General features: G+C 66.3%; 18 protein-coding genes. 7 read left to right on the top strand and 11 right to left on the bottom strand.

What is annotated here, in order from left to right; all coding sequences use genetic code 11:
- Positions 1-95: 95 nt before the first annotated feature.
- From sucD to E2E30_RS01180, 5 genes are all read right to left on the bottom strand, one after another.
- A complete protein-coding gene (sucD, locus tag E2E30_RS01200; protein WP_133186472.1) occupies positions 96-980 on the bottom strand; it encodes a succinate--CoA ligase subunit alpha in 885 nt (294 codons plus the stop codon).
- 60 nt (positions 981-1,040) lie between these two features.
- Positions 1,041-2,003: a malate dehydrogenase gene (mdh, locus tag E2E30_RS01195; RefSeq protein ID WP_133186470.1), complete on the bottom strand. Its 963-nt coding sequence runs from the start codon at positions 2,001-2,003 to the stop codon at positions 1,041-1,043.
- A gap of 204 nt (positions 2,004-2,207) precedes the next feature.
- On the bottom strand, positions 2,208-3,317 hold the full coding sequence (zapE, locus tag E2E30_RS01190; protein ID WP_133186468.1) for a cell division protein ZapE: 1,110 nt from the start codon (positions 3,315-3,317) through the stop codon (positions 2,208-2,210).
- Between the two features lie 194 nt (positions 3,318-3,511).
- On the bottom strand, positions 3,512-4,297 hold the full coding sequence (locus E2E30_RS01185; RefSeq protein ID WP_133186466.1) for a succinate dehydrogenase iron-sulfur subunit: 786 nt from the start codon (positions 4,295-4,297) through the stop codon (positions 3,512-3,514).
- A 183-nt stretch (positions 4,298-4,480) separates the two neighbouring features.
- Positions 4,481-5,041, bottom strand: coding sequence for a ClpP family protease (locus E2E30_RS01180; RefSeq protein ID WP_133186464.1), 561 nt, complete (start codon positions 5,039-5,041; stop codon positions 4,481-4,483).
- 138 nt (positions 5,042-5,179) lie between these two features.
- On the opposite strand from E2E30_RS01180, the gene E2E30_RS01175 reads away from it, so the two are divergent.
- A complete protein-coding gene (locus E2E30_RS01175) occupies positions 5,180-5,440 on the top strand; it encodes an AbrB/MazE/SpoVT family DNA-binding domain-containing protein (protein WP_133186462.1) in 261 nt (86 codons plus the stop codon).
- Positions 5,437-5,754 (top strand): type II toxin-antitoxin system PemK/MazF family toxin, encoded by a 318-nt coding sequence (locus tag E2E30_RS01170; RefSeq protein WP_240699005.1) that lies wholly within the window; start codon positions 5,437-5,439, stop codon positions 5,752-5,754. Before E2E30_RS01175 ends, E2E30_RS01170 begins: the two co-directional genes overlap by 4 nt.
- A 58-nt stretch (positions 5,755-5,812) precedes the next feature.
- Here the strand turns inward: E2E30_RS01170 and sdhA are convergent, their stop codons facing one another.
- The 3 genes from sdhA to sdhC are packed head-to-tail and all read right to left on the bottom strand — an operon-like array spanning position 5,813 to position 8,418.
- Entirely contained in the window at positions 5,813-7,615 is a 1,803-nt protein-coding gene (sdhA, locus tag E2E30_RS01165) for a succinate dehydrogenase flavoprotein subunit (protein WP_133186458.1), read from the bottom strand.
- Entirely contained in the window at positions 7,608-8,006 is a 399-nt protein-coding gene (sdhD, locus tag E2E30_RS01160) for a succinate dehydrogenase, hydrophobic membrane anchor protein (protein WP_133186456.1), read from the bottom strand. Before sdhD ends, sdhA begins: the two co-directional genes overlap by 8 nt.
- 1 nt (position 8,007) lies before the next feature.
- Complete coding sequence (gene sdhC, locus E2E30_RS01155) at positions 8,008-8,418, bottom strand: succinate dehydrogenase, cytochrome b556 subunit (RefSeq protein ID WP_133186454.1); 411 nt, start codon at positions 8,416-8,418, stop codon at positions 8,008-8,010.
- A gap of 248 nt (positions 8,419-8,666) precedes the next feature.
- Here sdhC and E2E30_RS01150 point away from each other — a divergent pair, with 248 nt between their 5' ends.
- The 3 genes from E2E30_RS01150 (at position 8,667) to E2E30_RS01140 (ending at position 12,186) form a co-directional block, all read left to right on the top strand.
- Positions 8,667-10,010: a methyl-accepting chemotaxis protein gene (locus tag E2E30_RS01150; protein WP_133191870.1), complete on the top strand. Its 1,344-nt coding sequence runs from the start codon at positions 8,667-8,669 to the stop codon at positions 10,008-10,010.
- Positions 10,011-10,030: 20 nt separating this feature from the next.
- Entirely contained in the window at positions 10,031-11,410 is a 1,380-nt protein-coding gene (locus tag E2E30_RS01145) for a methyl-accepting chemotaxis protein (protein WP_133186452.1), read from the top strand.
- A 77-nt stretch (positions 11,411-11,487) separates the two neighbouring features.
- On the top strand, positions 11,488-12,186 hold the full coding sequence (locus tag E2E30_RS01140) for an SDR family NAD(P)-dependent oxidoreductase (protein ID WP_133186450.1): 699 nt from the start codon (positions 11,488-11,490) through the stop codon (positions 12,184-12,186).
- On the opposite strand, the gene E2E30_RS01135 is transcribed toward E2E30_RS01140, so the two are convergent.
- Complete coding sequence (locus tag E2E30_RS01135) at positions 12,183-12,764, bottom strand: nucleotidyltransferase family protein (protein ID WP_133186448.1); 582 nt, start codon at positions 12,762-12,764, stop codon at positions 12,183-12,185. The genes E2E30_RS01140 and E2E30_RS01135 overlap by 4 nt on opposite strands.
- A 265-nt stretch (positions 12,765-13,029) precedes the next feature.
- On the opposite strand from E2E30_RS01135, the gene E2E30_RS01130 reads away from it, so the two are divergent.
- Together E2E30_RS01130 and E2E30_RS01125 are read left to right on the top strand one after the other, a co-directional pair.
- The gene (locus tag E2E30_RS01130) at positions 13,030-14,058 is read left to right on the top strand and encodes a glycerophosphodiester phosphodiesterase (protein ID WP_133191869.1); all 1,029 of its coding nucleotides are present in this window, start codon (positions 13,030-13,032) and stop codon (positions 14,056-14,058) included.
- The gene (locus E2E30_RS01125) at positions 14,058-14,336 is read left to right on the top strand and encodes a hypothetical protein (RefSeq protein ID WP_133186446.1); all 279 of its coding nucleotides are present in this window, start codon (positions 14,058-14,060) and stop codon (positions 14,334-14,336) included. Before E2E30_RS01130 ends, E2E30_RS01125 begins: the two co-directional genes overlap by 1 nt.
- A gap of 122 nt (positions 14,337-14,458) precedes the next feature.
- Here E2E30_RS01125 and E2E30_RS01120 read toward each other — a convergent pair whose 3' ends face one another.
- Both E2E30_RS01120 and E2E30_RS01115 read right to left on the bottom strand, forming a co-directional pair.
- Complete coding sequence (locus E2E30_RS01120; protein WP_133186444.1) at positions 14,459-15,151, bottom strand: esterase/lipase family protein; 693 nt, start codon at positions 15,149-15,151, stop codon at positions 14,459-14,461.
- Positions 15,148-15,840, bottom strand: a complete 693-nt coding sequence (locus tag E2E30_RS01115) for a TIGR02117 family protein (protein ID WP_133186442.1) — start codon at positions 15,838-15,840, stop codon at positions 15,148-15,150. Before E2E30_RS01115 ends, E2E30_RS01120 begins: the two co-directional genes overlap by 4 nt.
- Between the last annotated feature and the right edge of the window lie 12 nt (positions 15,841-15,852).

Raw genomic sequence — 15,852 nt, 5'->3', positions numbered from 1 at the left:
GTCACCCCGGCGTAGGCCGGGGTCGCTGTGTTTGGGGCAACCGCTGCGCAACAGTAACGCAGCGGCCCCGGCCTTCGCCGGGGCGACGCCCGAGATTAACCGTTCAGCACTGCCAGCAAGGTCGTGCCCAGTTCCGAGGGGCTATCCGCAACGCGGATACCCGCAGCTTCCATCGCCGCGATCTTGTCCTCGGCGCCGCCCTGGCCGCCCGAGACGATCGCCCCGGCATGGCCCATGCGACGACCCGGAGGCGCCGTGCGGCCCGCGATGAAGCCGGCCATCGGCTTGCTGCGACCGCGCTTGGCTTCGTCACGCAGGAACTGCGCGGCTTCCTCTTCGGCCGAACCGCCGATTTCGCCGATCATGATGATCGACTTGGTCTCGTCGTCGGCGAGGAACAGCTCGAGCACGTCGATGAAGTTCGTGCCGTTGACCGGATCGCCACCGATGCCGACCGCGGTCGTCTGACCAAGGCCTGCGTTCGACGTCTGGAACACCGCCTCATAGGTGAGCGTGCCTGAACGGCTGACAACGCCGACCGACCCCTTGCGGAAGATGCTGCCGGGCATGATGCCGATCTTGCACTCACCCGGCGTCAGCACGCCCGGGCAGTTCGGGCCGATCAGGCGCGACTTGGAACCCGACAGCGCGCGCTTGACGCGGACCATGTCGAGCACCGGGATGCCTTCCGTGATCGTGACAATCAGCGGAACCTGCGCGTCAATCGCCTCAAGGATCGAATCCGCCGCGAAGGGGGGGGGAACGTAGATCACGGACGCAGTCGCGCCGGTCTTGGAGACGGCCTCGGCGACGGTGTCGTACACCGGCAGATCGAGGTGGGTGGTGCCGCCCTTGCCCGGCGTCACGCCGCCAACCATCTGCGTGCCGTATTCGAGCGCCGCCTTGGTGTGGAAGCTGCCGGTCTCACCGGTCATGCCCTGGGTGATGACCTTGGTGTTCTTGTCGACGAGAATGCTCATGCAGCGTTCTTCCTGTTGGGAGAAAGCGGTGGTGCGATCAGCGCACCACCGGCAGAAAAATCAGTTGAGCGACCCGTCGATCGCCTTGCACGCGACCAGCAGTTCCTTGACCGCATCGACCGAGACCGAGAGGTTGCCCTTGGCTTCGTCGTCGAGTGCGATCTCGACGATCTGCTCGACGCCGCCCGCACCGATCACCACCGGCACGCCGACATAGAGATTGTCGATGCCGTACTGGCCGGTGAGGTGCGCCGCTGCCGGCAGGACGCGCTTCTGGTCGTAGAGATAGGCTTCGGCCATCGCGATGCCGCTGGTGGCGGGCGCGTAGTAAGCCGAACCGGTCTTGAGCAGCGCGACGATCTCGCCGCCGCCGCCGCGCGTGCGCTTGACGATCGCGTCGATCTTCTCCTGGGTCGAACGGCCCATCGCGATCAGATCGGGGACCGGGATGCCCGAGACGGTCGAATACTGGATCACCGGGACCATCGTGTCGCCGTGCCCGCCGAGCACGAAGCTGGTGACGTCCTTGACCGAAACCTCGAATTCCTCGGCGAGGAAGTGGCTGAAGCGTGCCGAGTCGAGCACGCCGGCCATGCCGACCACCATGTGATGCGGGAGCCCCGAGAATTCGCGCAGCGCCCACACCATCGCGTCGAGCGGGTTGGTGATGCAGATGACGAACGCGTCGGGGGCGTTGGCGGCGATGCCCTCGCCGACGGCCTTCATGACCTTGAGGTTGATACCGAGCAGATCGTCGCGGCTCATGCCGGGCTTGCGCGCGACACCAGCGGTGACGATGATCACGTCGGCGCCGGCGATGTCCTTGTAATCGTTGGTGCCGGTGACCTTGGCGTCGAAACCCTCGACCGGCGAGCACTGGCTGAGATCGAGCGCCTTGCCCTGCGGCACGCCTTCGACCACGTCGAACAGGACGACATCGCCCAGACCCTTGAGCGCTGCGAGGTGCGCGAGCGTGCCACCGATGTTACCGGCGCCGATCAGCGCGATCTTCTTGCGAGCCATCTGGGATCCTTCCGACTATCGCCCGCATCCGGGCGTTGTGATTGGGGCCGCGGACGCGCGGCGGGGCAGATGGCGCGCGGCTTAGGCCGGTTTGCGCCTCGGGGCAACCGTAAAGGCGACGGGATTAACAAGCAGTATTGCGACTAATTCGCAAGTGCAATTGGGTCGGGCGGATGCTTCTACCAATGCTGAACGCCACAGCGCTCAGTCTGTGCCATGGCCTTGCGCAAGATACTCTTCCGAACGCATTTCTTCGAGGCGGCTGATCGTGCGTTCGAACTCGAAACGGCCATCTCCTGCCTCATACAGCAGCGCGGGCTCGGCGTCGGCGGCGGCGAGCAGTTTGACCTTATGTTCGTACAGCGCATCGATCAAAGCGACGAATCGCGCCGCCTCGTTGCGCATATCGGGGCCGAGCTTGGGGATGCCCACGAGGATCACGGTGTGGAAGCGCCGCGCAATCGCGATGTAGTCGGCGGCACCGCGCGCCTCCCCACAGAGCCGCTTGAAGCTGAAGACCGCAACACCCTTGAGCGCCTTGGGAACGTGGAGCGTTCGGCCCTGGACGATCATCTCTTCGAAGGGAACGTGGGCGCGGTCCTCGACCGGGAAATCGGTGAGGCGGAAAAAGTCGCCCGAGAGCGTCGCGGTCGCCTGCGGGCCGTTGGGAACGAGCCAGGTGTCGACCTGGCCCAGCCGGTCGCGGCGGTAGTCGGTCGGGCCGTTGAGCGTGATGACGTCGAGCTTTTGCTCGATCAGCGCGATGAAGGGCAGGAAGTGCTCGCGGTTGAGGCCGTTCTTGTAGAGATCGGCGGGCGGGCGGTTCGAAGTGGTGACGACCGTCACGCCCTCGTCGAGCAAATGCGTGAACAGCCGCGACAGGATCATCGCGTCGGGGCTGTTGGTGACCATCATCTCGTCGAACGCGAGCAGGCGCGTTTCCTCGGCGAAGGTTTTCGCGAGCGGCGGGATCGGGTCGCCGAGTTCCTTGGCACGCTCGGCGGCGAGGCGCTGGTGCACCTCGAGCATGAATTCGGCGAAATGCACGCGGCGCTTGCGGCGGATGTTGAGGCTGTCGAAGAAAAGGTCCATCAGCATCGACTTGCCGCGCCCCACCCCGCCCCAGATGTAGAGCCCGCGCGGCGGCTCTGGCTTGCGTCCGAGCACGCGCCACAGCGTGGAGCCGCGCTTGGGGGTGGCCTGGAGCGCGGTCGCGAGATCGGCGAGGCGCTGGGCGGCGGCGGCTTGCTCGGGATCGGGTTTCAGCTCGCCCGAAGCGAGGAGCGCGGCGTAGCGCTTGAGGATGTCGGTCATTCCGTAACGCACCTCACATGGATTCCCACGGAGCTGCAGTTACCGCGAGGTGATCCCTCAAATCCTTCTCCCGGTGGGAGAAGCTGGCGCGAAGCGCCGGATGAAGGTGCTGCGCGATATCGCCCGCGTCACCCTCACCCTTCCCACGCCGTTGGCGGAGCCCCTTCCCTCGGCCGGAGGGAGAGGGAGAAAAATCAAACGACGCGTTCGATTTCCATCTTCTTGATCTCGGCGATCGCCTTGGCGGGGTTGAGACCCTTGGGGCAGACGTTCGCGCAGTTCATGATCGTGTGGCAGCGATACAGGCGGAACGGATCCTCGAGCTCGTCCAAACGCTCGCCGGTCATCTCGTCGCGGCTGTCGGCGAGCCAGCGATAGGCTTGCAACAGGATCGCCGGGCCCAGGAACTTGTCCGAATTCCACCAATAGCTCGGGCACGCCGTCGAGCAGCACGCGCACAGGATGCACTCGTACAGCCCGTCGAGCTTCTCTCGCTCGGCCGGCGACTGGAGCCGCTCCTTGCCCGAGGGCGGCGGGGTGACGGTCTGCAGCCACGGCTTGATCGAGCTGTACTGCGCATAGAAGTGCGTGAAATCGGGGACGAGATCCTTGATCACTTCCATGTGCGGCAGCGGGGTGATGCGGATCTCACCCTTCACGTCCTCGATCGCCTTGGTGCAAGCGAGCGTGTTGGTGCCATCGATATTCATCGCGCACGAGCCGCAAATGCCCTCGCGGCACGAACGGCGGAAGGTCAGCGACGAATCCTGCTCGGACTTCATCTTGATCAGCGCGTCGAGCACCATCGGGCCGCACGAATCGAGATCGACCTCGAACGTATCGTAATGCGGGTTCTGGCCGGCATCGGGATCGTAGCGATAGATCTTGAAGTTCTTGATCCGAGTCGCGTCCGATGCCGCTTTGTGCACCGTGCCGGTCTTCTTGATCTTCGAATTGGCGGGAAGGGAGAATTCGGCCATCGCTGTCTCGTTTCCGTGATGCGTAGCGCCCAAGAGCGCCGGGTTTGCGACCGCTCGTACACAGAGTGAGCGCGGGCCGCAAACCCTAGCTCTGCATTGCAGCATGCAATTGAAAGAGGGTGGGCAATTTGTCCCAGCCGCGGCATCGCTCTCGCGCGCGCTGAAAGGGTGGGGAGCAAACCCTCAGATCACGTCGAGCACCAGCCCGAGATCGCGCGCCTGCTCGGCCTCGATATACCAGTTCGACGGCGCCTTCTCGCGCAGTTCCTCGAAATCGACCTGGCTGTCCTTGACGATCGCGCGGAAGCCCTCTTCCTCGATCTCGATCGAATGCTCGACTTCGTGGAGCGCCGCCTTGATCGAGGCGACGACCATCCGCAGTGGCCCATCGAGCGTGATCGTCTTCGAAATCTTGCGCTCGTGGATCATCAGCCGCGTGTGCCGGGTGAGAAACCGGCGCCCGACCGGGAACGCCGCCATGAAGGTCGCGCCTGCCGAATAGACCGCGACCTTGCCGAGAAACAGAATCTCGCGACCGTCATGCTCGTCGAGCAAGCGGATATCGTCGGCCATCGTCCGCGCGACCTCAGGGTCGCCGCCGAGCGTCGTCAGCGCGATGACGATCGTCCCCTCCTCCGGGCAGGCGTCGAGCTGCTGGCGGAAGTTGGTGTACATCAGCTGGTCGACCGGACCCGACAGGCGGATGTGCGGATTGGCGAGCAAGGGGTAGCGGGTGGCAGTCATGCCCGCGCCAACCGGCGACGCTGGGGCTGGTTCCGCCACGGTGCGGAATATCGCGACCGATTGCTCATAGAACGCCACCGCAACTCGACGCAGTTATAACGAAGTTGCCACATCACTGCGCGAATGGTATTTCGGGGAATGCAAACTTCGCTCCGCAAGATCGGCAATTCGACCGGAATGATCCTCCCAGGCTCGATCCTAGGCGAGATCGGCGTCACCACCGGCGCGGCCATGGATTTGCGTGTCGAGGATGGTCGATTGATCGCAACCCCGATCCGCGACGTGCCGCGCAAGGGCTGGGCAGAGGCCGCAGCGCTGGTCGCGGCGGCGGAAGAGGATCCCGACGAAACCGCCTGGACCGCATTCGGCAATGACGGCGACGACGCCTCGACGTGGTGAAACGTGGCGAGGTCTGGTTGATTTCGCTCGATCCGACCGTCGGAAGCGAAATTCAGAAAACCCGCCCGTGTCTGGTGTTATCGCCCGATGATCTCAACGGGGTATTGCGGCGGACGATCGTCGCCCCGCTGACGAGCGGCAGCCACCCAGCGCCATTTCGCGTGCCGGTAACCTTTCGCCGGAAATCCGGTCTTATCTTGCTAGACCAGATCCGGACGGTCGACCGGGCACGGTTGGTGACGAGGCTTGGCGCGCTTCAACCCGCTACAGTGGCGGCGGCGCTTTCGGTGCTGACGGGCATGTTCGCACTCTAGCGCACTATCATCGCCGCCTGATGCGGAGGGGCAGGGCTGTCCTCGCCCCTCCGGCAGCTCAATAAACCCGCTTCTTCGGCTTGATGTATTCGGCCTCGTCGGTGAGCGTGTAGTCGTGGACCGGGCGATAGCCGATCTCGACCTTGCCGGCCACGCCGCCCCAGCCCGTGAAGGTCGCGGTGGTGTGCTTCATCCAGTTCGCGTCGTCGCGATCGGGATGATCCTCGTTGACGTGCGCGCCGCGCGATTCCTTGCGGTTCGCCGCCGACTGCATCGTCACCATCGACTGCGCGAGCAGATTGTCGAGCTCGAGCGTCTCGACCAGATCGGTGTTCCAGATCAGCGAGCGATCCGTGACCGCGACGTCATTGAGCTTGGCGTAGGTCGCCTTGATCTGCTCGACGCCCTCGTTCAGCAGCTCGTTGTCGCGGAACACGGCGCAGTTCTTCTGCATCGTGCGCTGCATCTCGAGCCGGATCTGCGCGGTCGGGATCGTGCCCGTCGCGTTGCGGAAGCGATCGAGGCGGCTGAGCGACAGCTCTTCCGACCCCTTGGGCAGCGGCTGGTGCGGCGTGTTGGGCTTGAGGATGTCCTTGATCCGCAGCCCCGTCGCACGACCGAACACGACCAGATCGATCAGCGAGTTCGAGCCCAGGCGGTTGGCGCCGTGAACCGAGACGCACGCCGCCTCGCCCACCGCGAACAGGCCGGGGACAACCGCATCGGGGTTGCCATCCTTCATATGGACGACTTCGCCGTGATAATTGGTCGGGATGCCGCCCATGTTGTAATGCACCGTCGGCGTGACCGGCAGCGGCTGGCGCGTCAGATCGACGCCGGCGAAGATCTTGCCGGTCTCGGTGATGCCCGGCAGGCGCTCGGCGAGCACCTTGGGATCGATATGGTCGAGATGGAGCCAGATATGGTCGCCATTCTTGCCGACGCCGCGGCCCTCGCGCATTTCGAGCGCCATCGAGCGCGACACGACGTCGCGCGACGCGAGATCCTTCGCCGAGGGTGCATAGCGCTCCATGAAGCGCTCGCCCTCGGAATTGGTGAGATACCCGCCCTCGCCGCGCGCGCCTTCGGTGATGAGCACGCCCGCGCCGTAGATGCCGGTCGGATGGAACTGGACGAACTCCATGTCCTGCAGCGGGAGCCCCGCGCGCAGCACCATCGCATTGCCGTCGCCGGTGCAGGTGTGCGCCGACGTCGCCGAATAATAGCAGCGACCATAGCCGCCCGTCGCGAGCACGACATTGTGCGAGCGGAACCGGTGGATCGAGCCGTCGTCCATGCACAGAGCGATCACGCCGCGGCAGACGCCGTCTTCCATGATCAGGTCGAGCGCGAAATATTCGATGTAGAAGTCGGCGTCATACTTCAGGCTCTGCTGGTAGAGCGCGTGGAGCATGGCGTGGCCGGTACGATCGGCGGCAGCGGCGGTGCGCTGGACCGGCGGCCCCTCGCCCATGTTCTGCATGTGGCCGCCGAACGGACGCTGGTAGATCGTGCCATTCTCGTTGCGGCTGAACGGCACACCAGCGTGCTCGAGCTCATAGACCGCCGCTGGTGCTTCGCGCACCATATACTCGATCGCGTCCTGGTCGCCGAGCCAGTCCGACCCCTTGACGGTGTCGAACATGTGCCACGTCCAATGGTCGGGGCTGTTGTTGCCGAGCGACGCGGCGATACCGCCTTGCGCCGCCACGGTGTGGCTGCGCGTCGGGAACACCTTGGTGATGCACGCGGTTTTCAGCCCGCTTTCGGCGATCCCCATCGTGGCACGAAGGCCGGACCCGCCGGCACCTACGACGACGGCGTCGTAGGTATGATCGATAATCTTGTATGCCTCAGACATGCGGCACTCCGGTGGTGGCGGTGAACGCGACCTTGAGGATCGCAAAAAGGGCGACGGCGCCGCTGCCGAAGGTGAAGAAGTTGAGCAGCAGCATCAAAGCAACCCGACTGGCGCCGTGTTGGTAGTCCTCGATCAGCACCTGCAGCCCGAGCCGGAAGTGATAGAAGACCGAGAGGATCAGCAGCACCAGCGGGATCGCCGCCCAGGGCGAGCCGAGCCAGGTGTGGACCGAGTCGTAATCGTAGGCCGGCAGGCGGACGAGCGCGACGAAGAACCACAAGGTGAGAAACAGGTTCGACCCGGCGGTGACGCGTTGCGCCCACCAATGGTGCGCGCCTTCCTTGGCGCTGCCGAGACCGCGGACGCGGCCGAGTTCGGTTCCGTTACCCATCTTACTTGACCCCCACGATATAGGCCCAGACGAGCACGGTTGCCACCACCGCAAAGACCATCGTCGCGATCGAGCCCGAGCGATTGATCTTCAACTCGTAACCGGCGCCGGCATCGAGGAAGAAGTGGCGGATCCCGGTCGCCATGTGCTGGAAGAAGCACAGCGTCATGCCGATGGCGAACAGGTAGCCGAGCGCACCGCCGGCAACTTCGCCGAACACATGGTAGAAGGTGTGATAGCTCTCGCGCCCCGCCGCGATCGCGGCGAGCCACCAGACGAGCACGACGGTGCCGACTGTCGCCATACCGTCGCCGGTAATGCGGTGGAGGATCGAGACCACCATGTGCGGACCGGGTTTCCAGATCGACAGATGCGGACTGAGCGGTCGGGCGCGGGGTGTTGGGCTGGCCAAGGCTAGGACGTCCTCGTCATATTGGGTTGTGGCTCCTTTAGTCGGCAAGCGCTGCGATGCAAGGTTTCTGGCATGCCACGCACATGCAGCAATTGCAGCTGGGCACTTTGCCCAAGGGCCTGAGCAGGCCGCACGCAGGGCTTACCGAGCGTTAACCAAATCGCGTTAAGCCATCGGGTGACCGCCGACCAGTAGCGTACAGCCCATGGCTGCGGCAGATACGGAGCTTCGCCTTGAACCCCACTGCATTGCCTGCCCCCGGTACGGTCGCCGCGACCATCGATATCCGGGCGCGCCTGCGCGCCTTCGATTTCGACAATACGCTGGAAGCCGCCGCGCGCGACGTGTGGAGCGTCCTCGAGGCCGATGCCGCCGAGATCGCGCTGGCGTTCTGGGCGCAATGGCGCCGCGCGAGCCCGGGCGAAAAGAGCTGGCAGCCGCACGAAGAAACCAAGATGATCGAGCTTGGCGTGACCTTCCTGCGCAATCGCTTCTGCGACGTTTCGGGGCGTGCCTGGATCGAGTCGATGGAGCGATCGGTCGCGTCGGGCTACAAGGAGGGCGTGTCGACGATGGCGTTGCTGTCGATGACCTGCGCGAGCGACCGCGCCGCGCTCGACATCCTGTTCAAGCGCGTCAAGGGCGACGACCCGCGCCTGCCCGGCTTCATCGATACGCTGATGCGGCTGACCGGGCTCGAAGCCGAGATCACCGTCGAAATCTACAACGCCTTCCGCCTCAACAGCGCGCAAGGCGAGCGCGACCGACTCGCCACCGAGTTCCGCGAGCGCATCGCCGCGACGGTCGAGGAAGCGACGCAGGAATCCGAAGTGCTGCGCGGCCAGTCGGTCCGCACCTCGACGTCCGCGCGCGGCATGCTCGGCAAGACGAGCGAAGTCGCCGCCGCCGCCGAGCAATCGGCGATGGCGATGCGCGAGGCGGCGCAGACCGCCGCCGGGCTGATCCGCGCGATCGAGGATGCGCGCTCCGAAGTCGAAGCCGCCGCCGAGATCGCGACACGCGCCTCGACCCAGGCAAGCGCTGCGGTCGGAATGTCGGAAACGCTCAGCGACCATGCCAAGTCGATCGAATCGATCCTCGGGCTCATCCGCGACATCGCTGGGCAGACCAATCTGCTCGCGCTCAATGCGACGATCGAGGCGGCGCGCGCCGGCGATTCGGGGCGTGGCTTCGCGGTCGTCGCGCAAGAGGTGAAGTCGCTGGCCAACCAGACCGCGCGCGCAACCGACGACATCGCCGCCAAGATCGCCGCGATCCAGTCGGCGACGCGCTCGACCGTCGCGACCAACGCCTCGATCAAATCGACCGTCGCCGAGGTCCAGGAAAGCGCCAACCGCATCCGCTATGCGATGGAGGCGCAAGCGCACACCGTCACCGCGATCACCGCCGCGGTCGACGAGACCGCGCTCGCCGCCGATTCGATGTCGAACACCATCACCGCGATCCGCGAGGACACCGAATCGGTCGCCTCCGAGATCGACAGCGTCGGGCGCGGCTTCGATTCGCTCGACCACAAGCTGGGGACTTTAAAGAACCGCGCGAGCGACTTTGTCGCAAAAGTCGCGGCGTAAACCGGGAACGAGGAACTGAGATGGCAGTAAGCGACGCGCTTGTAGGCGCGATCCCGGGTGGGTGGAGCGGCGAACACCGCACCGCCGCCGCCCGTGTCGCCGACTATGATTGGGACGGCAGCATCCGCGCGTGCGCGGCGGAGATCACGCAGGCGATCGCCGGACACGAAGCCGAAATCTCGCGTGCTTTCTGGGAGCATTATCTCTCGCTGCCGGTGAGCGCGCACATCCGCTCGCAATTCACCGCGGACTATCTCGACACGCGAGTCGACAACAGCGCGCGCTACACCCGCGTCAAATATGCCGCGCCGTACGAGGATGACTGGATGCGAATGGCGACGCGCCATGCCGCATCGTCGCAAAAGGCGGGCGTGCCGTTGCAAGCACTGCTCTCGTCGTTGAGCTTTGCGCATACCCGCACGCTGGTCGCGATCGAAGCCAAGCTCGGCAGCGGGTCGTCGCGGATCGGCGCGCTCGCCGATTGCGTCCAGCGGCTCGCGCTCGTCGAGGCCGATGTGATGGCGTCGTATCTCGGCGCGCACGATGCCGAACGCGCGCGCTCCGAACGGCGCACCCGCTCGGCCGATTTCAGCGCGACGATCGCCAGCTCGATCGAGGGTGCCGCCGCGCTCGGCAACCGCATTCGCGTCCAGGCACAAGGCGCATCGCGCGCGGCGCGCGGGATGCTCGGCCAGACGAGCGAAGTCGCCGCCGCGGCCGAACAATCGGCGATGGCGATGCGCGAAGCCGCGCAGACTGCCGCTGGCCTCATTCGCGCGATCGAGGATGCGCGCAGCGAAGTCGAAGCCGCCGCCGAAATCGCAACGCGCGCCTCGACCCAGGCGACGACGGCGGTCGGCATGTCGGAGACGCTCAGCGATCACGCAAAGTCTATCGAATCGATCCTCGGGCTGATCCGCGACATTGCCGGACAGACCAATCTGCTCGCGCTCAACGCGACGATCGAGGCGGCGCGCGCGGGCGATGCCGGCCGTGGCTTCGCGGTGGTCGCGCAGGAAGTGAAGAGCCTCGCCAACCAGACCGCGCGCGCGACCGACGACATCGCCGCCAAGATCGCCGCGATCCAGTCGGCGACGCGCTCGACCGTCGAGACCAACGCCTCGATCAAATCGACCGTCGTCGAGGTCCAGGAAAGCGCCAACCGCATCCGGTTCGCAATGCAGGCGCAAGCGCAGACCGTCACCGCGATCACCGCGGCAGTCGACGAAACCGCGCTCGCCGCCGATTCGATGTCGGGGACGATCACCGCGATCCGGGCGGGCACCGAGCGAGTCGCGGGCGAGATCGACACGCTAGAACGCGAGTTCGGCACCGTGGACGATCGGCTGGGCGAGCTGAAAGGCGCGGCCGACACTTTCTCGGCGAGCGTGGCGGCCTGATCCTAGCCCCCTCCCCCCTCCCTTCCAGGGAGGGGAGGCCCGTAGCGCTTGGGCGAACGGCCCGCTAAACACCGCCCATGACCAACATCCTCCTCACCGGATCATCGCGCGGGATCGGTGCCGCCACGCTCACCGCGCTCGAAGCGGCAGGCGCCACCGTCATCGGCCAGGGCACCCGCTCGGGCATCCCCGCCGACTTCGCCGATCCCGCCGCACCGCGCGCCTTGTGGGATGCAGCACTCGCGCGCTGCGACGGGCGGATCGACGTGCTGATCAACAATGCCGGGGTGTTCGAAGCGAACCCGATCGAGTCCGACGATGCCGTCTGGGTCGAGCAATGGGAGCGCACGCTGCGGATCAACCTGACCGCCTCGGCCGAACTGTGCCGCTTTGCGGTGCGCCACTGGCAGGAACGCGGCGTCGGCGGGCGGATCGTCAACATCGCCAGCCGCGCGGCCTATCGCGGCGATTCGCCGGCGCATTGGCATTATGCCGCATCGAAGGCCGGGATGGTCGCGATGACCAAGTCGATCGCGCGCGGCTATGCCCGTAACGGGATCCTCGCGTTCGCAATCTGCCCGGGATTCACGATGACCGGGATGGCGGAGGAGTATCTCGAGAGCCGCGGCGGCGACGCGCTGCTCGCCGACATTCCGCTCGGGCGCGTCGCGATGCCCGAGGAAGTCGCCGAGGCCGCGCGCTTCCTCGCGCTGACCGCGCCGGCGTCGATGACGGGCGCGGTGCTCGACATCAACGGCGCGAGCTACGTCCGTTAGCGCAGCGCGCGCAGCCGCTCGAGATCCTCGGGCCGGTCGATGTCGAGCAGCTCCGCTTCGGGCGCGATGACGTGGCGCCCGGCGCGGACCATCGCGCGCGCGCCTTCGTCGCCCGCCAGTTCGAGCAGCGCCGGAAGCCGCGCTGCGCCGAACAGCGCGGGCGGGCTCGTCTGGACGCCGTTGCTCGAGGCGATCACGGCATTCTCGCCATCACCGTCGACCGCGTCGGCGAGGCGATAGATGTGCGACGCGGTCACGCGCGGCATGTCCGCCAGCGCGATCACCGCACCCGCACAGCCGAGCTCGATCGCCGCGCGCACGCCGAGCTTGACCGATCCCGCCATGCCGTCGCCGGGGTCGGCATTGTGGAGCACGGTGTAGCCCCGACTGCCGAAATCGAGCGCGGTGTTCGAACAGACCGCGAAGCGCGCTTTGAACGGCACATCCTCGAGCGCGGTGACGACGTGGAAGGCGAGCGGCTTGCCGAGAAAGTCCTGCTGCAACTTGTCGGCATCGCCAAAGCGTTCGGACCGCCCCGCGGCGAGCAGGATCAGCACATAGTCGTCGATCGCGATCATCTCGGTTCTCCGGCGCAGCTGCCCTCGCCCGCGCCATCAACGCGCGCCGCCGCCGATATGGTCCGCACAGCGCTGCGCTATCGAGGCTTTTCGCGTGGCGCGCTATCGTCAAACTGTCATCGTCTTGCCCCATGCGGGCGGACACGACGCTGCCAAGAGGATTTTTACGACGATGACGCATTCGAGCACCGCCAAGGCCGCCCAGACAGTCGCGGCGCTGTTGCTGTCGCTGGCGTCGAGCGCGGCGATCGCGCAGACTGGCGCGATGCCCCACCCCGTCACCGCCCCCGTCACCACCCCTGCTGCCGCGCAGCCGCTCTCCCCGCCGATCGTCATCGCGCACCGCGGCGCGAGCGGGCTTCGGCCCGAGCATACGATCGCCTCGTACACGCTCGCGATCGAGCAAGGCGCCGATTTCATTGAGCCCGACCTCGTGCTGACCAAGGACGACGTCTTTGTCGCGCGGCACGAGAACGACATCACCGGCACCACCGATGTCGCCAAGCACCCCGAATTCGCCGCGCGCCGCACGATTAAGGTGATCGACGGCGAGAGCCATACCGGCTGGTTCACCGAGGATTTCACGCTCGCCGAGCTGAAGACGCTGCGCGCGGTCGAGCGTTTGCCCAAGCTGCGCCCCGACAACGTCCAATATGACGGCCAATTCGAAGTTCCGACGCTTGCCGAGGTGATCGCGCTCGCCAAGCAGCATTCGGTCGGCGGGCGCGTCGTCGGCATCTATCCCGAGACCAAGCATCCGAGCTATTTCGCGCGCATCGGCCATCCGATGGAGGCACGGCTCGTCGCGGAGCTCAAGGCGGCAGGCTGGGACAAACCGAGCGACCCGGTGTTCATCCAGTCGTTCGAGGTCGACAATCTCAAGCGCATCCACGCAATGACGGGGCTGCGGCTGATCCAGCTGATGGACGCGAGCGGCGGCCCTGCCGACCATGCCGTGCCGAGCTATGCCGCGATGGCGACGCCCGAGGGGCTCAAGGCGGTCGCGAAATACGCGTATGGCATTGGCCCCGGCCTCGCGATGATCGAGAATGGCGATGCGCCGCCGACGACCCTGGTCGCCGATGCGCATGCCGCCGGCCTGCGGCTCCACCCCTGGACCTTCCGCGCCGAGAACATCTTCCTGCCGCCGAGCCTGCAGACCGGCACCGATCCGGCGGTGCACGGGCGGATCGAAGATGCGATGCGGCGTTATCTCGCGCTCGGAATCGACGGCTTCTTTACCGATTTTCCAGGGATTGGCGTAAAGGTGCGCAACGCCCTAAAGGAAAAATGATGCAGTACCGCCCCTTGATCGCCGCCGCCTTGCTCCCGCTGATGATGGGAGGCTGCGTCCGCACCGCCGCCAGCATCGTCACCTTCCCCGTCAAGGCCGCGGGCAAGGCGGTCGACTGGACGACGACGAGCCAGTCCGAAGCCGATCGCAACTACGGCCGCAAGATGCGCAAGCAGGAAGCGCGCGAAGGCGCCGAACGCCGCCGTTGGGCGCAGGAATGCCGTCGCGAGCAGCGCCCCGACTGCAATCGCTACGACGGGTATCAGGCCGGGCGCTGAAGGCCCCTTCGTCACCCCGGGCTCGTCCCGGGGTCCACCGGCCCGCACATCCGTCCCGCGTAGTACGCGCGGCACGGTGGGCCCCGGCACGAGGCCGGGGTGACGGTCGGTACGACGTTCGTTCAGACCGCAGCGCCGCCCAGCACCTGCGCCACCGCGAGCAACACCGCCGGGCGCACCTGCACGCCGACATGGCTGCTGCGCACCTCGACCGATCGCCCCGCGGCGTCGTGGCAGATCATGCCATTGACCAGCCCATCGCTGCGGCTCCAGATCGCGGTTGCCGGCACCGGCGGGGTCTGCGCGACCAATGCGCTGTGCGCGACGATCTCGGGCGCGTCGATCCGGTCGCCAGTGAAGAATTCGAACGCGCGCCACACATTGGTCGCACGCGGGCTGCCGGCATAAGGCGAGCTGATCGTCACCACTTCGCGCACCAGCTCGGGCCAGCGATGCGCCGCGAAACGCGCCATGATCCCGCCGAGACTGACGCCGACCAACGTCACCGGCTCGCCGCTCGCCGCGGCCAGCGCGACGATCCGGTCGTGCAGCCGCGCGCCATCGACGCCGATCGTCCGCGCGCCGAGATTGCGCCCGAGCCCCCACCCCTCGGCGCGGTAACCGAGCGAGACGAGATAGCGCTGCAGGAACACCCCCGACAGATCGCTGTTGAACAAGCCTGGCAGCAGCAGCACCGGCCGCCCATCGCCGCGCGGCCCCTTGGCCAGCAGCGACCGCGACCCGAGCAGCGACGCCAGTCCCCACGCCCCGCGCGGCACTTCGAGCGCGAGCAATGCTTTCGACGGCGGTCTCACGGCGCGTCTCGTAGCTGATGTCGCGGCGGGGCAAACCAGCCGAGCACGGTCACCGGAAACGGCGTCCACGTCCCGATCCGCACCCCGGCCGCCCGCAAGGCGTCGCCGGTCCAGGCGTTGCACGTCTCGATCGCGCTATAGCGACCGCGCGCCTGATAGAAGGCGTCGTTGCTGGCATAGCCGGTACGGTGCCACGCCTGCCGCCCGACAAAGCTTGCCCGAATAAACGCCGCGAGCCGGCGATATTCGTCAGGCCGCAGCACGAGCACGCGCGCATCGTCGGCCGCGGCGGGCGGCGCGATGTGCTCGACATGCAGCACGGTGCGATCGCTGCCGATCGCGGCGCGCAGCACCGTCAGCGGCTTGACGTCGCTCCAGCGCGGCGTCTCGAGGTAGAAGGTCCGCTCGCCCCAGCCGATCGCGACATGATCGAAGCCGGCATAGCGCGGATCGGCGAGATCATCGCCAGGCAAAAGGTCGCGCCAATCGACCCCGGCTGCGACCTTGGGCAGCACCAGATCGGTATGCACGCCATTGCTCTCGACCAGGATTCGCACGCCATCGCGCGGCTGGCTCCAGCCAGCATTGCTCGGCACCGCACCGCCCGCCATCCCCGCCGCGCCATAAGCGACGAGCAATACGGCGATTATGCCAGCCACGCTGACTACCCGCCCAAGAATTCGTTTCATGCGTAAGCATTC

It is taken from the genome of Sphingomonas sp. AAP5 (genome assembly GCF_004354345.1).
GTDB classification, from domain to species: Bacteria; Pseudomonadota; Alphaproteobacteria; order Sphingomonadales; family Sphingomonadaceae; genus Sphingomonas; species Sphingomonas glacialis.
Note: the sequence above shows the minus strand (reverse complement) of the source record. Positions and strands in the feature narration are given on the sequence as shown.

What these genes read in the sequence shown, in the direction of transcription:
- sucD (WP_133186472.1), bottom strand. Translation starts at nt 980, where the DNA reads ATGAGCATTCTCGTCGACAAGAACACCAAGGTCATCACCCAGGGCATG.
- mdh (WP_133186470.1), bottom strand. Translation starts at nt 2,003, where the DNA reads ATGGCTCGCAAGAAGATCGCGCTGATCGGCGCCGGTAACATCGGTGGC.
- zapE (WP_133186468.1), bottom strand. Translation starts at nt 3,317, where the DNA reads ATGACCGACATCCTCAAGCGCTACGCCGCGCTCCTCGCTTCGGGCGAG.
- E2E30_RS01185 (WP_133186466.1), bottom strand. Translation starts at nt 4,297, where the DNA reads ATGGCCGAATTCTCCCTTCCCGCCAATTCGAAGATCAAGAAGACCGGC.
- E2E30_RS01180 (WP_133186464.1), bottom strand. Translation starts at nt 5,041, where the DNA reads ATGACTGCCACCCGCTACCCCTTGCTCGCCAATCCGCACATCCGCCTG.
- E2E30_RS01175 (WP_133186462.1), top strand. Translation starts at nt 5,180, where the DNA reads ATGCAAACTTCGCTCCGCAAGATCGGCAATTCGACCGGAATGATCCTC.
- sdhA (WP_133186458.1), bottom strand. Translation starts at nt 7,615, where the DNA reads ATGTCTGAGGCATACAAGATTATCGATCATACCTACGACGCCGTCGTC.
- sdhD (WP_133186456.1), bottom strand. Translation starts at nt 8,006, where the DNA reads ATGGGTAACGGAACCGAACTCGGCCGCGTCCGCGGTCTCGGCAGCGCC.
- E2E30_RS01145 (WP_133186452.1), top strand. Translation starts at nt 10,031, where the DNA reads ATGGCAGTAAGCGACGCGCTTGTAGGCGCGATCCCGGGTGGGTGGAGC.
- E2E30_RS01140 (WP_133186450.1), top strand. Translation starts at nt 11,488, where the DNA reads ATGACCAACATCCTCCTCACCGGATCATCGCGCGGGATCGGTGCCGCC.
- E2E30_RS01135 (WP_133186448.1), bottom strand. Translation starts at nt 12,764, where the DNA reads ATGATCGCGATCGACGACTATGTGCTGATCCTGCTCGCCGCGGGGCGG.
- E2E30_RS01130 (WP_133191869.1), top strand. Translation starts at nt 13,030, where the DNA reads ATGCCCCACCCCGTCACCGCCCCCGTCACCACCCCTGCTGCCGCGCAG.
- E2E30_RS01125 (WP_133186446.1), top strand. Translation starts at nt 14,058, where the DNA reads ATGCAGTACCGCCCCTTGATCGCCGCCGCCTTGCTCCCGCTGATGATG.
- E2E30_RS01115 (WP_133186442.1), bottom strand. Translation starts at nt 15,840, where the DNA reads ATGAAACGAATTCTTGGGCGGGTAGTCAGCGTGGCTGGCATAATCGCC.